The following is a 14,127-nucleotide window of genomic DNA, read 5'->3' as shown; positions in this document are numbered from 1 at the left end:
CGGGTCATGAAGCTGTTTAGTTCCGCAGTGACGCGGCGGCTCACCGATCCCGATTTTCAGGGCATCGTGGTGGACCGATCCCTGATGCTGAACGTCGCACTGGCTGTGGTTGTTGTCGCCTTCACCGCCCATGATGCCTATGTCCGCGCGCACCCGCCAGAGCCACTGTACTTTTTCGTGGACGGCCAGAACGCCCCGCGTCCGGCCGTGGCGCTGACAAGTCCGGTGCTCGGCCAGGACCAGCTCCTTGGCTGGGCGGTCAAATGGGCTATCGCGCCGTACAACATCAACTACCGCGATTTTCCAGCCCAGATGAACACGGCAGGGGCTCACTACACTCTCAACGGATGGAACACGTTTGCAAAATCATTCATAACACAAGGGAATCTCTCGAAACTCAAAGAAGCAAAACTACTCTGCTACGCACAACCCACCCGGGCAGCGACGGTGCGTGCGGAAACCGTCGTGCAGGGACATTCGCGCTACGTGGTGCAGTTTCCGTTCATCCAGACCTGCGAAAACGTCAATCAGCAAAACACGCAGATGCTGATGGCAACTGTCACGATTGATCGTGTCGAAGATCTCGATCACCCGGAAGGGCTGGCGATCGAGCAGCTTGTCGTCTCCTCGGGGAGGGAAGGATGACAATGAAACTTCGCCACTTCCTTCCGGTCGCCCTGGTTCTGCTCCCGCCACTCGCATCAGCCCAGGAGGCTCCGCAAACCGGCCCCGCGCGGGTAGCCACCGCCCCGGACCCGGCGCAGGAGGCCGAAGACGACGCGGAACACGATGCCATTCCCTTCACGCCCGAGGAAATTCTTCGCCTCGGCAAGCGGCTGAAGGCCGTCAGCCGGGCGAAAGAACAGGTCAGCACTGAATTTGCGACACCGAATGCCCGTCCGGCGATCCGTGTGTCCTTTGCCCCCGGCCAGCAAACAAGTCTGATCTTTACGACCAAAGGATACCCGACTGCGCTGTCTTTTGTGGACAGCACCGGCCAGCCCTGGCCAGTCGCGTGGAACACGTCCGGCAACTCAGCCAACCCGGACGGAAGCACGAACTGCGCATCCGGAAAGGGGGCCACATCAGGAAATCCCGCTGTAGAGACAACCGGTTTCTACACATGCGTCCCATTCAAAGGGTCCAATACAATCAATATAGAGCCGATTTCGCTCCAGCCGAGGGGCGGTCTTCTCGTCACCCTGCAGGGGGCGCCGAAGCCTGTTTCCTTTCTGCTGATCGCTGGGCGTGGATCCTACGATGACAACCTCACAGTCCGGATTTCTGAGGCCGGACCAAATGCGAAGGAACCAGTGGACACGCGTCCAGGAGCACCCGCAACCGGTGAGCCCTACATGAACGCGATGCTGAGTGGCGTTCCGCCGGCATCGGCGGTGCCACTTGCTGTTGAAGGCATTCCTCCCGACGACGTGCGGGCCTGGCGGATCGGCAATGAAGTCTATCTGCGGACCCGACTTCTGCTTATGACACCCTCCTCAGACAGCATGGAACATGGTGAAGGTGGTTATACCCTCTACGCCTTTCATGAATCTCCAGTGGTCCTTCTCTCCGATGCCGGACGAACAATCTCCGCTCATATCAGGGACGCACAGTGATGAAGCTCAAATTCAGACAAGTCTTCAGCCAGGCGTCTCGCGGTGGAAACCGCCGTCTGTTCGCCATAATCGGGGGTGTAGCCACCCTGCTCGGAATTACGCTGTTCGTTTCGTCCATCCATCACAAGGAACTTCCGCGCTCGGATCCCGGCAGGCCACCGGCAGCCAATCCTCTGCCAGGTGGTCTGAATTCAAACCCACGGCAGCAGGCGCTGCGTGAGGATGAGATCCGGGATGAGGCAAAGCACGCGCAGACATCCGGGCAATCCTATTCGCCGGATATAGCGCCGGGCACCCCGACCCATCCCTCGCATCAGCCTCCTCAGCTTGCCGTAGCTCAGGAGGTTGGCTCGGGAGATGAAGCCGACCCGGCCATGGCGAAGCCCGCAGCTCCCCCCGCTCCCCACGCGCCTTACGTGGTACCGAGCGTGCCTGTCGTGCCCGTGCAGACCGATCCGGGCTTCCGGGCGGCAGTTCCACGTGATCCGCAGCAGCAGAAAGATGCCTTTGCGCGATACAGGCGCGCAATCATGGACCTGTCCGGGCGTCTTAACGGACGCCTCCCGGTCACCGATGTCATGTATGAGCAGGCGGAAATGACGGGCACCCGGAAAAAGGAGGTTGCGGCTGCCCCGGCGCCGTCCTCGGCCGCAACCGCCAATTCACAGCGCACCTCGCCCCGCGTCCTTGTTCCCGCCGGTCGCGGCATCTTTGCTCATACGGTTTCGGCGACAAACAGTGATCTCGGCGGTGAAATCATTCTGGAAGCGGATTCCGGACCGCTCGCCGGTGACAGGATGAAAGCCTCGGTCCGGCGCGCGGGCGGACACCTGAACAGGCTTGTCGTTCATGTCGAACAGGTCTTCCACAAGGCAGAGCCAAAACCCATTGACGTCGACGGCGTGGTGGTTGCACCTGATACGATGGAAGCTGCGGTCGCATCCAGCGTCGATCAGCTTTACCTTGAACGGTTTGTTCTGCCTGCTGCGGCTGCGTTTGTGCAGGGGCTCGGGCAGGCTATCGAGATGACATCAAACACCACCGGTTCGATCGGGGCGCTGGGTAATGTCAATTACGTGCAGTCACTCAATTTTCCGCAACAGATTGGTGTGGCGGCCGGTGCTGCTGCCTCACAGGTGAACAGCGCTCTGACACAACAGATGCCGACCCAGCCCCGCGTCAATCTCGCAGCGCAGGTCAGCGTCGGGGTGATCTTCATGTCACCTGTTATCGGGACGAAGTAATTTTTGCACGCTGGTCGCATGATGTCGGTGAATTCTCTGTCCTCTCCATCAGAAGGCAGGATTCACCATGACATCAGCCGCCATCGCTCCGACGCCCCGGGATCCGTTCAGCGCGGACAGGGGTATCGGCCCGCTCCCTTTCCGCAAACTCGGCACAGCCCCCGATCCGGACTCTTCATCTGAGCCTGAGGAGACTGGCGAAATCCGGCCCGACGTTGAACCGGGCGCCGCAGAAGCAGCGGAAAAAGCCTCTTCGTCTGCGCGCGTTATCGCCCGTCTCACGGCACTTCCTCGCCGCAAGCAGCTCATGATAGGCGGTGCTACGGCCGTCACGGGCCTGCTCGCCGTATTTCTGTTTATCAGCCTCTCAGGGCGATCAACGCCTCCAGTCGGGCAGGAGGTTGGTGTTACGCCCGCTTCCGTTCCGCCAGCTCAGATAACGGCCCAGCCGATCAGCAAGCCGCCCCTCGCGACGCCGCAGCCTGCCCAGACCGCTCAGGTCACACAGCCTCAGGCTGAGAGCGATGATCTCAAGGCGATGCTTGCGATGAAAACACCGCCACATCCGGTGGTCAGAACGCCCGATGCAGCACCGATACCGACATCGCCAGCGGCAATCCCTTCCGCACAAAAGCCTGACGCAACACCTGTGAGAAGCACTCCGCCAGAGGACGCGGTTCATAAGGCGGCGCGCCTGCAGGCGGCTCCGATGACGCCTGATGATCAAGTGCAGGTCCTTCAGCTCGTAACGGAAGAAGCCGCCCTTGTGCAGCGGACCCGCAGCGAGATCGAGGCCCTGCGGCAGGATCTCGATCGCCTGCGTATTTCGGACACCGCTAAGTCCGCGGATCTGAATCGCCGCATGTCTCTGCTCGAAGCGAAAAAGGCTGTCGCGGATGCCGAGGCCCCGCCCTCGGACGGGCTGGCGGCGACGCGGGCCGCAGCGGAGAAGGCGCGGGCTGCTCTTGAAGCCGCGCTTGCTGAGCCGCATTCCGCAGCGACGCCGGCAAAATCAGGGACGCCAGCGCCATCGAAGGTGCATGAGACGCCCCTGCCGCCGCCAGCGACGTGGACGCCGCACTATAGGATCCTCGCCGCCTCGCCCCAGCTTGCCATGGTGCAGGATGACGGCGCACCGGCCGGGCAAGGCTCGCAGTCTGAGGTTCAGATCGGCACGGATTTGCGGGGGTATGGCCGCGTGCGCGCAATTTCACAGCGCGGAACGCTCTGGGTGATCCAGGCCGAACATGGAACCATCCAGTAAGGACAACGCGCCGTGCAAGGTCTGGTCAATCTTGTCAATGATCTCGCGCTCGGAATGGCCTGGCTTCTGCCCATGGCCTGTTACATTGCGGCGTGGATTTCCTTTCTCACAGGAGCCTGGGGTCTGTGGCAGCAGCGCCAGCCCCAGAACCCGTTTGTGGGCAAACCGTGGGTGCCGTGGCTGGGGATTGTTCTCTCAGGTGTTTTTGCTGCGTTTGACAGGATCCTTACCAAATCAAGCGCTTCGACCGGTCTCGGTACGCAGGTCGCACTCGGGACGTCGGTCACCGGCTATACAGACGCCACCGCTAACAGCGTGATTTCCGGCACAGGGCCGGAAGACGCCATTCTGTCAATCGTCAGCGACTTTGCGCTGTTTTTTGAAATGTTCGGGGCCTGGGCTGCATTCATGGCAGTCGTCGCGTGGAACGCCTCGGCGACCGGAAAGACAAATCGCTCAAAACTGAGCTGCCTGCTGCAGTTCATCTTCGGTGTGATTCTGCTCAATCCAGTCAAGGAAGCGACATGGATCCTCAGTCACTGGACAACGTCGAGCTGAAATCACTCTTTTCTTGAAAAAAGCGTTCGAAGTCGCATGTTGGGGCCGGACAAATGCTCCTGAGGGACATGATCCCTCTCTCAATGGAGCCCTGAACATGAACCTCTCTCACGTCAACATGATGGTGCCGGCGCGGGTGTCGCGTCCGGCACTTGCGCGCAACGGATATGGCCCGCGTGCCCTCGTCGCACTGGGCGCACTTTCTGCCCCGCTTCTCCTCGCCGGTCATGCCTTTGCCCAGACTGCAACGGGCAGCACGAACGGCATCGGCGCGCAGATGCAGGCAACAGCCCAGGAAGGCCTCACGGCGGGCGGATTTGTCGCCGCAGCCGCAATGTATATTGCCGCCTTCATCTGCTTCATCGCTGGTGTCTGGGCGGCATGGCAGAGCCGCAACGAACAGAACCGTAGCCCGGGGAAGGTCGGCATGGCCGTTGCAGGCATCGTACTGTGCGGCCTTTTCGCAACCGGCCCGCAGTGGATCAACAAAGCCGCCAATACGGCATCGGGTGGCGCGGCGACCGTCGGCACCGAGGCGAAAGCCTACACGTTCACATCCGGCAGCGGCGGGTAAGGCACGGACTGAAATGGCCCGCTCCACCTCATCTTTCCAGATACTGCCACGTCCCTGGGATCCGTCAGCGCTCAGCTCCGGGGAGGCGGTGCCGGGCCATTTCACCTGTGCCTGCTGCGGCCTGGCCACAACCGGCCGCAGTTATTTCTGGAACAACGACAGACGCGGCTCCGGCCGCGTCTGCGCTGTCTGCGACATTCTGCAGAACCTGACACGTCCGGCAATCGAGCGCGAAGCCGTACTCGTATGGTGGCCGGAGTTCCCTCAGACACGGATCATGACTCTGGTCCGCTGTGCTCATCAGACACTCATCGGGGCACTCGGAGACGATGGAACCGGGCGAAACACTGCATGGCATCGTCTGATCGATGCGATTGCGACCGGAGCGGACGCAGGCATGATCCCCGTGCGCTGCCAGGCGCCTGTCTCTGTTCTGCGTGCGCTTCAGGCGCGGAGCGTCGAGGCCCGGCGCCGCCTCGAAACAACGTCTCCCCGCTTACTGGCGACCGCTCTGCTGATGGCGAACCGGTCTGAGCCTCAAACGGAAGCCAGCATCGCTAATCTTCTGAAGGGTCTGCGGATTCTTCCCCTCGGCCGTCTCTATGACGGCGCGACCGACATCTATCCGGCGCTGCTCCGGGAATGGAACAACGCCGGTCCCGCACACGCCATTTTATAACAGGACGATATTGATGGGTGGCATCCTTTCCGGTCTGCTGGCGAGCATCAGCCTCGGGCTGCGCCAGCCCCTGACCTCCTTCTGCGACGTAGAGAGCACACACGGCGAGCATCTCGTCACAAAACGCGGCGAGTATATCTCCATGCTTCGCATAAACGGCCTGCGCCGGATGTGTACCCGCCAGGAAGTGGAGGCTCTGGCTGAACAGCAGCGTATCGAGTTGCAGGGACTCCTGGAAGAGCGCGGTCATGCCATCGTCGGCTGGTACATCTCTGATCCCGAGAGATCAGGCATCGAGATTGACCGCCTCAGTCTTGATGGCTGCCGTTCGATTGCCCGTCAGATTGGCGCTGATCTGACAGACGTGATCGGTGAGAGGCGGCGCCGCTGGCCAAATGTCATGCGCTGGGAAGCCACATACTATGTCCTGTGGACAAGACCCAGCGTTCTGACGCGAGAGGACCGTAAACAGGTCGCTGAGGAGCGCAAAGCCCTCGCCGCCCAGTTCCCGCGTGTCGGAGACAGCCAGCGCTTCGCGGTACGATCAGACATCATGGCCGCTCGGCACGAGTCATTTATCTCGCGTGTGCAGACAACGATGCAGGGTTTTGATATTTCCTGCGAATTCCTCAATCCGCATCAGGCTCTTCAGGTTGCGCGCGAGGCAATCTACCGTGAAACGGCTGGCTCCGCATGGAAGCCGACCCTGCTGGGAGACCGGGTTATGCCGCGTCTTCCGGACGATCTGGACGATCCGAAGCCTCACCCACAAGGCCTGCTCTGGCCCGCCATCCGGGATCAGATTTTCAACGCCGACGCGGAAACGAAAGGCGGCCAGCTCGTCACGGTCGGCGATTACACGTACGCCCCGGTCGATATGGCAATCGGCCCCGAAGATCCACGACCCTTTGCGGAATTGTCCAGCGTGCTCGGGCGTAAACGGTTGCCCTGGCGAAGCGCAATGATTCTTGAAGGAGGCGGACGTGCCGCATTCGGATTCAAGGAAGCTGGTGCAGGGTTTCTGGCAATGTTCCCGGGAAACGGCGACATCCGCCGCGCCTTCGCGACGCTCAAGCACGAGCGCCAGAAAAACAACCACAATTCCGTACGAATGAGGATGACGGCCACAACGTGGGCGCCAATCGGGGAAGACGCGAAACTGCGCCGGCAGGCTTCGGATCTCGCTCAGGCAATCGACGCATGGGGTAACAGCAAGACGACGCGCATCTCCGGCGATCCGCTGGAGGCTGCCATGGGGTCTGTCCCCGGCCTCTCGCTCGGTTCCACTGCCACGTCATCGCTTGCGCTGGTCGGTGATGCGTTTGCAATGATGCCCTGGGCGCGTAGTGCGTCACCCTGGCAGAGAGGTTCCATTCTTTTCCGTAAGCCTGATGGGTCAATCTGGCCTTACGATCCGACCGGGGGAGGCCTGCGCCCATCCGTTGTGGACATCATCGTAGCGCCGCCTGGTGGGGGCAAGTCCGTTCTCGCCAACACCATTCTGCTCGGACTGATCCTCAGCAGTGCCGCGATCAGCAGCCACGGAACGAAGCTCCCATTCATCGGTAAGCTCGACATCGGACCATCCTCGCGTGGTCTCATTGAGATGCTGCGCAATGCGCTCGGTCCCGAGCGTCAGCACGAAGCCGTCTACGTCAAGATGCAGGCGATTCCGGGGTTTGAGGTCAACGTCTTCGATACGCAGGTCGGGCTGGAATATCCGCTGCCGCTTGAGCGCGTTTTCCTGCAGAATTTTATCTCGCTTCTCGCCACGCCCCTGGAAGGTAAGCCGTGGGAGGGAATGGATCATCTGGTGGAGGATGTGGTTGATGAGGCCTATCGGCTTTGCACCGGCGTCCAGGGTGGCGCTCCGAAGATTTATACTCCGGGGATAGAACCTGAGGTCGATGCGGCAATCATGTCACTTGGAATCAGCCTTCCCCATCATGCCGGTGAGGACGAACCGACCTGGTGGCGCGATGTCGTTAATGCCCTTATCGACGTGAAGGAGTATCGTCTCGCTGGCTTCGCCCAGCGTCACGCGGTCCCCATCCTGCAGGATCTTCTGATGGCGGCCCGCAGTCCCGAAATCGAGAAGCGGTATTCAAAGATCACGCTGGAGACCGGTGAAAGTCTGATCGACACGTTCGACCGCTACATCATGAACGTGATCAAGAATTTTCCAATGCTGGCGTCGCCCACAAAGCTAGATATGGGCAACGCGCGCGTAATCGTTCTCGATCTCGCCGAGGTGGCACCCTCAGGTTCGCCGGGAGCGAACCGGCAGACGGCCCTGATGTACATGCTTGGCCGCCAGATTCTGGCCCGGAATTTCTTCCTCCATCCCGATTACGCGGATGACCCGAATATGCCCGCGTCCATGCGGGACTATCACCTGGCGCGCTTCACCGAAATGTATGAGACGCTCAAACGTCTCGACTTCGATGAATGACACCGGACGGAACCTGCACCTCAGGTAGACCGACAGGCAGTGCGTGACGGTCGCGAAGGTCGAAAGCATAACGTCCAGCTCTGCTTCATTTCGCAGAACCATACTGACTTCAGTGAGGATCTGTACAAGATTTCAACGGCCCGATGGGTGCTCAAATGTGGCGATCAGGAGACAGCGGACAGCCTCATCAAACGATTCAAGCTGTCTGATGCAAGCGCCTATGTTATCCGGAACGCATTGCCAGGTCCGGGGAAAGATGGAGCCCCGTTCTTCGTGGATATGTCTGCCGGCGAAGCAAAATATGAGCAGCTTCTGATTAACGTCTTGGGACCAATTGAGCTCTGGTCTTTTTCCACGACACCAGGGGACACTGCTCTGCGCGCACGTCTTTACAAACGGATCCACTTCGCCCGCGCTCTGCGAATGCTGGCGACTGTGTTTCCCTCAGGTTCAGCAAACAGCGAGATCGAGAGGAGAAAGAGTGACCGCATGAACGATCTCGGGCTCGCTACTGAGGAAGCATTCGTCGGGGTTCTGGACGAACTGGCCGACGAAATCGTGGAGGGAAGGGGTGTCGCGGCAGGCCTGTATGAAACGCTGCGTGCCATTGACGAGCATCAGGAGTTCGCCATCGCCGCTGAATAGATTCCGATTTGCAAAGAAATGCGAAAAAAGCGGTCAGATGACCGCTTTTTTCGTCTCAGGTCGCAAGATGCCATCCGAAGCTTCTCTTCATTATCCGGAGAAGCCCATGAAACGCCCTCTGCTCATTTTCCTTCTGCCCGTCGCCCTCAGCGCCTGTGCCGGAAAGCTGCCACCGCCTTCACCCGTGGCGACAACGGGCATGGCCAGTCCCGAACTGGCGCTGCAACGATCAATCGCAGCGACCACCACCGATCTGCGGGAACTCGGGAATATACGTCCGACACCGCTGGCGGCGCCAGCCACGTCTGTGCCGCTTCCCGATGATCTGACCCGTCGTATCTGGTTTGCCTGGAATGGCCCGCTCGGGGATGCCGTCACGAAACTCGGCCACGAGATCGGCTACACTGTGACCATCACCGGCCGCACCCGCACGCTCCGCGTCACGACCAACAGCGTCGCTCCCGTCGTGGACATCCTGCGCACCCTGGGCGAGGAAGCCGGTGAACAGGCCACGGTCTCCGTCGATCCGCTCCGTCACGCAATCACGGTGGCCTGGCATGCGTAAAATCACACTCCTTCTTTCCACAGCCCTGATCGCCGCCGCGACGGGTCGTGTGGTTCATGCCGCCCCAGCCTCTGTCGGCAAGGTGGTGGTCGAAGAAGGCCGGCACGTCGTGCTGCCAACGTCGTCTCCTTCGCTTCCGGCAGCCCCGAGCGGCACGCTTGTACCGATACCGCAGCCGCCTCAGCCTGGAGCCGATCAGGTCGATCAGGCAGATCCGGCTCTCGCCAATCCGATCAACAAACCCGTAACGGGTGCAGCTACACTGGATGAGGTGGTCGGCGGCGAGGCACCGCCCTCACTCGAAGCACTTCAGAATGCGCGGCCCAACGACGAGCCAGGCGATGACCTGAAACCCGGCAGAGGCGCCCAGCTCCGGGAAGCCGCGCATACTTACGGCGCACAGGGCGGGCTTGCCGCCCGGGCCTTCGCGATCAACGAAATGCTGCGCCGATACGAAGACACACTGGATGCAACCTATGATTTCCGATCCATCGTGCTTCCGGTCGGCGACGGTCAGGCGCTGATGCAGCCCCCGATCGTCACCGAAGCACAGATGGCCTTCGCGCTGAACGATACAGGCCAGGTCGCGCATGAGACGGAATGCGTCTTCGAGATCACCCGCGAGGCGCAGCTCACCTCGGCACCGCCCAACTGGCGCACCTATCTGGTCCGGACGTGGGGAAAGCCGCATCATCCCGTCGCGGCCGTGCTGCCCCAGACAAAGGCCGAGGTGACACACTGGAACCAGTGGGTTGCCGAAGGCTGGGCGGACGGAGAAAAGCAGGCGACCGAGATTTTTCTTTCCGATCTGTCCCGTCTGCAGCGCGATATTACCGGAATGGCCCGTTACCGGGTGCTGCTCAATGCCGGCCGGGTCGAGGAGCCCCGCGTGGTCTTCGAGCATCAGGACGCCGTTGGGGGCGGTGACACGCTGCACCTGAACGACCGCACCATCCGGATCACCAGCCAGCCCGGCCTGCAGGGCCATATCCGGCGTCGTAACGATTACGGGTATCCGGAGCACTGCCGATGAACGTCATTGCTCCCATCGTGACAGAAGATCGCTGGCCAGACGAAGGCAAAAAGGAATTCGCCTGGGTGGAAGAGCGGCGTCGCAATGCGCCGGGTCTCGACTCTCTTCTTCGCTGGGCGCACAGCCTCGGCGCGTCACGCATCGACATCAAGACCGGACATCTTGTGACGATCAAGGTCCATGGTGTGATCCAGTTTGCAACATGGAAGGCAACGGACTCCCTCACTCTGGCCGACATCGTCGGGCATGTTTATGCCTCAGACGGCATGGCCATGCTGGGCGTGGGCCATATTCTCGACACAGCCTACAGCGTCGCGCTGGACCGCAAAGTGAATCTGCGCTTCCGCATGAACCTCACCCCGATCTCGGTGAAGCGGGGCTCAGGTGTTCACATCATCATGCGTCCGATCCCCGCCCGCCCGGCCACTCTCGATCAGCAGATGGTCGAGCAGGAGATCCGTGACACCAACAGGCTGAGGAGCGGCATGGTGCTGTTTGGCGGCGCCACAGGCTCGGGCAAAACGACGCTGCAGTTCGGGCTTGCCATCGAAAAACTCATGGATCCGACTGTGTATTGCGACATGGCGACCGGAGAGGAGCCGATCGAGTTCCTGCTGGATGATCTGCGTCCACCATCCGGATCAAAGATCAGTCAGACGGAAATCCGGCCGCCCACCCTGACCTTTCCGACCTTCACCCGCAGCCTGACCCGACGCGAGATGACTGACGGAATCATCACGGAATGTCGTGACGGAGACACGATGAACGCCGCCATCAATATCGCGATGATGGGCGGCATCCTCGGAACAACGATCCACGCCGACAGCGTCGCACTGATGATCCAGCGGGCGATTGCGCTGTGCCCACCCTCGGAACGCGACAATCTCGTCTCGGCTCTCGCTCAGGCGCTGCGCTTCTGCATCAACCAGCGCCTGGTGCCCCGCAAGGGCGGCGGCCGGGTCGCCATCCGGGAATTCCTGACTTTTGACCGGGATCTGCGTCGCAAGCTGACCCGCACCGAGCCGTCGGACTGGCCCGACGTGGTCTCCGATGCGGTCGAAGCGCAGGGCCAGTCCTTCGGGCAGGCCATCCGCAAACTGCTCGAAGCCGATCTGATCACCGAAGATACCGCTCTGGCGGAAGAAAGGAGAGATGCCTGATGTGGCGCGCTACAGCCTACCCCGTGCGGGTGTTCATTCTTGATGCCCGCAGCTGCTTTCCCATTCTCATATCGGTGACGCACTGGAGCCTGACCACCCTGCTGATCGGGATCTTCGGCGTCGCTTTCTTCGGCACCATCTCTTTCTTCGGGCTGACACTGCCGGCCGCGATCCGCTCCATGCGTCGCTTTCTCATCGGTCCGGTGCGCACCGCTCTGCCGACATGGCGCAGGAGGCGGTATTCATGAGCACGATCAGTCTGCCGGCCATCAGCGCCGGGATGGCGCGGCTGCTGGATGAGACAGCCAGACCCATTGAGCTGCTCGACCGCAAAACCGGCAGGCGTATCGCCGTTGCCATAGACGACGCGGTGCATCCGGAAGCCTACCTGCCCGTGTTCCTGATCAGCGCGGAAGCCCTGTGGCTGGAGCTGACCGGCACCGGCTTTGATCTCGATGTCCGCCCGACACCCGCGAGTTCCCTGGGCTACGCGGTGCGCGCGGTTCGTGCCGGCTCCTTCACCGTGATCATGCTGTGTCTGATCGACGTGACACTGCGCCTCGCCGAGGTGGAAGATGCGCTCGTCCTGAATCACCTGATCGATTTCTGGGGCGAAGCCCACGGGCGGATCTCCGATGTCGCACCGGCCCTGCAGGGGGCAACATGAGCCCCCGGATCGTTCTGGCGGCGGTCGCTGCCGTAGCCTTCCTCTCCGCCAGCCCGGCCGCCCGCGCCCAGAGCGCGGAAGAGAACGGACGGCAGATAGCCGCCTGCCTCAATGCCTCAGCAAAAAATGCCGGCGTGCCACGCGGCGTCCTGCTTGTCCTGCTCTATGTCGAGGACGGACGCCCTGGAATGGTCAGCCCGAACAGCAACGGCACAGCGGATCTCGGCCCGATGCAGGTCAACACGACATGGGTCGATCGCATCGCCCGACGCTGGCACAGCTCGCATGAGCGGGCATACGCGGCTCTGCGCGACAGCTCCTGCGCCAATATCGAGGCCGGCGCCTGGATCCTCGGACAGGCGATGCGGGAGACCCATGGCGATCTCTGGCAGGCCGTGGCCTTCTACCACTCGCACACGCCCCGCTACGGCGAGGCGTATCTCCGCCGCTTCTATGAGATCACGCAAAGAATGATGACCAGAAGCCGGAAGGGAGAGCGGTCATGAGCACGAACCGGGTTCCGTGGTCATCGAGTGACGACTACCTGCTCTTTTCCTCGATCATCATCGTCGTGGGGGTTTTGCTGTTCAGCTACATGGCCTGGGGTCTGTGGCACACGGAGATCACAGCTTTCTATCTGCGGGCCATGATCGCGCAGATCAATCTGCTGCACACGTCAGATCCGGATCTGCTGCGACTGAAATTCCAGCTTCAGGCGGCGCAATATCGTCCCGATCTCGTTCGGGCCGTCCAGCTCTATTACGGTCTTGCGATCCTTGGAAATGCCATGAGGTGGCCAGTGGCCATTCTGATTGCAGGTATGGGCGGTCTGTGCATGTGGCGCGCCGCCCCGCAGCGCTTTGCAAAGGCTCTCGATCTCGAAGGACTGATCGCCGTCCAGGCCGAAATGTTTCCGACGCTGAAAGGCTTCGTCCGCCGCCGTCTGGACAAGCTGGTTACGCCCGCCGACGGTGCACCGCTCCCGGCAGATCCGGCGCTCACCCGCGCCGAGTGGGGAGCCCGCTTCGCAGTCGATGCGCAGGGAAACTACAGCGAGGTCGGGGCACTCGATGCTTTCACCCGGCAGCTCGGACGGCACTGGTCCGGAGTCAGGGCGGCGTCACCTGTCGAACAGGTGCTGCTGGTCGCCTTTGCGATGCACTACCTCCAGAAGCGCCAGGAGGCCCTTGCCCTGCTCGGTGACCTGTCGACCGGTCTGGCCGATATAGGTCTCGATGGCGCACGCGGTCCTCTCGTCCCGCTCACCGTTCCGGATGCCGTTCTGCAAAGTGCCCGGTCGGCCCTGAAAAACGGGGAAATCGCAAACTGCATCGAGACGGTCTGCGAGCGTAGTGGCTGGACCGTAACCGCTCTCATGACCCTGCTGCACGAGGCCCGTCGGCGCGCCGGCGTGCTGGCGCCTCCTTCTTTCGCTATCGTGAAGCTGATCGACCGGCCGCTCTGGTACGCACTGCACGCTCTCGGCTTTCCCTCGGAAATTGCCGCCGAGGATCTCCATCCCAACCCGCGCATCGAGGCGGCGGGCGCCAGGGCGCACTGGGACGAAGAGCGGCGGTATCAGCGTCCAATCTACACACCCGCCCTCGAAAGCGCGCTCGCCATTCTGCGCCCAACCCCCGAAGCATAAGGACGCCATCATGACCCGCATC

The 14,127-nt window shown here is 61.4% G+C and carries 16 protein-coding genes; all 16 read left to right on the top strand.

Going from position 1 to position 14,127, the window contains the following annotated elements; all coding sequences use genetic code 11:
* The first annotated feature begins 6 nt into the window (after window positions 1-6).
* The 16 genes from GXY01S_RS10290 (at window position 7) to GXY01S_RS10220 (ending at window position 14,105) form a co-directional block, all read left to right on the top strand.
* Entirely contained in the window at window positions 7-645 is a 639-nt protein-coding gene (locus GXY01S_RS10290) for a DotI/IcmL/TraM family protein (protein ID WP_061274772.1), read from the top strand.
* A 2-nt stretch (window positions 646-647) separates the two neighbouring features.
* Entirely contained in the window at window positions 648-1,616 is a 969-nt protein-coding gene (locus GXY01S_RS10285; protein WP_370664431.1) for a DotH/IcmK family type IV secretion protein, read from the top strand.
* A complete protein-coding gene (locus GXY01S_RS10280) occupies window positions 1,616-2,860 on the top strand; it encodes a DotG/IcmE/VirB10 family protein (RefSeq protein WP_061274769.1) in 1,245 nt (414 codons plus the stop codon). Before GXY01S_RS10285 ends, GXY01S_RS10280 begins: the two co-directional genes overlap by 1 nt.
* Before the next feature lie 67 nt (window positions 2,861-2,927).
* Window positions 2,928-4,124 carry a hypothetical protein gene (locus GXY01S_RS10275; protein ID WP_255210418.1) on the top strand — a complete coding sequence of 399 codons (1,197 nt, stop codon included), beginning with the start codon at window positions 2,928-2,930 and terminating at the stop codon, window positions 4,122-4,124.
* A gap of 12 nt (window positions 4,125-4,136) precedes the next feature.
* Entirely contained in the window at window positions 4,137-4,682 is a 546-nt protein-coding gene (locus tag GXY01S_RS10270; RefSeq protein WP_061274767.1) for a hypothetical protein, read from the top strand.
* A gap of 97 nt (window positions 4,683-4,779) precedes the next feature.
* On the top strand, window positions 4,780-5,256 hold the full coding sequence (locus GXY01S_RS10265) for a hypothetical protein (protein ID WP_061274765.1): 477 nt from the start codon (window positions 4,780-4,782) through the stop codon (window positions 5,254-5,256).
* A gap of 13 nt (window positions 5,257-5,269) precedes the next feature.
* Window positions 5,270-5,935 (top strand): hypothetical protein, encoded by a 666-nt coding sequence (locus GXY01S_RS10260; RefSeq protein ID WP_061274763.1) that lies wholly within the window; start codon window positions 5,270-5,272, stop codon window positions 5,933-5,935.
* Between the two features lie 13 nt (window positions 5,936-5,948).
* Window positions 5,949-8,387, top strand: coding sequence for an ATP-binding protein (locus tag GXY01S_RS10255; RefSeq protein ID WP_255210417.1), 2,439 nt, complete (start codon window positions 5,949-5,951; stop codon window positions 8,385-8,387).
* 39 nt (window positions 8,388-8,426) lie between these two features.
* Window positions 8,427-9,032, top strand: coding sequence for a hypothetical protein (locus tag GXY01S_RS18975; RefSeq protein WP_255210416.1), 606 nt, complete (start codon window positions 8,427-8,429; stop codon window positions 9,030-9,032).
* Between the two features lie 106 nt (window positions 9,033-9,138).
* Window positions 9,139-9,597, top strand: coding sequence for a DotD/TraH family lipoprotein (locus GXY01S_RS10250; protein WP_061274761.1), 459 nt, complete (start codon window positions 9,139-9,141; stop codon window positions 9,595-9,597).
* Window positions 9,590-10,630, top strand: a complete 1,041-nt coding sequence (locus GXY01S_RS10245; protein ID WP_110570418.1) for a type IV secretion system DotC family protein — start codon at window positions 9,590-9,592, stop codon at window positions 10,628-10,630. Before GXY01S_RS10250 ends, GXY01S_RS10245 begins: the two co-directional genes overlap by 8 nt.
* On the top strand, window positions 10,627-11,790 hold the full coding sequence (locus GXY01S_RS10240) for a type IV pilus twitching motility protein PilT (protein WP_061274759.1): 1,164 nt from the start codon (window positions 10,627-10,629) through the stop codon (window positions 11,788-11,790). The genes GXY01S_RS10245 and GXY01S_RS10240 overlap by 4 nt, the downstream gene beginning before the upstream one ends.
* Window positions 11,790-12,038, top strand: a complete 249-nt coding sequence (gene icmT, locus GXY01S_RS10235) for an IcmT/TraK family protein (RefSeq protein ID WP_061274757.1) — start codon at window positions 11,790-11,792, stop codon at window positions 12,036-12,038. The genes GXY01S_RS10240 and icmT overlap by 1 nt, the downstream gene beginning before the upstream one ends.
* The gene (locus GXY01S_RS10230; protein ID WP_061274755.1) at window positions 12,035-12,457 is read left to right on the top strand and encodes a hypothetical protein; all 423 of its coding nucleotides are present in this window, start codon (window positions 12,035-12,037) and stop codon (window positions 12,455-12,457) included. Before icmT ends, GXY01S_RS10230 begins: the two co-directional genes overlap by 4 nt.
* Window positions 12,454-12,963 (top strand): lytic transglycosylase domain-containing protein, encoded by a 510-nt coding sequence (locus GXY01S_RS10225; protein ID WP_061274753.1) that lies wholly within the window; start codon window positions 12,454-12,456, stop codon window positions 12,961-12,963. Before GXY01S_RS10230 ends, GXY01S_RS10225 begins: the two co-directional genes overlap by 4 nt.
* Window positions 12,960-14,105: a secretion/conjugation apparatus DotM-related subunit gene (locus GXY01S_RS10220; RefSeq protein WP_061274751.1), complete on the top strand. Its 1,146-nt coding sequence runs from the start codon at window positions 12,960-12,962 to the stop codon at window positions 14,103-14,105. Before GXY01S_RS10225 ends, GXY01S_RS10220 begins: the two co-directional genes overlap by 4 nt.
* Window positions 14,106-14,127 lie beyond the last annotated feature (22 nt).

The organism is Komagataeibacter xylinus NBRC 15237 (assembly GCF_001571345.1).
Lineage (GTDB): Bacteria > Pseudomonadota > Alphaproteobacteria > Acetobacterales > Acetobacteraceae > Komagataeibacter > Komagataeibacter xylinus.
Note: the sequence above shows the minus strand (reverse complement) of the source record. Positions and strands in the feature narration are given on the sequence as shown.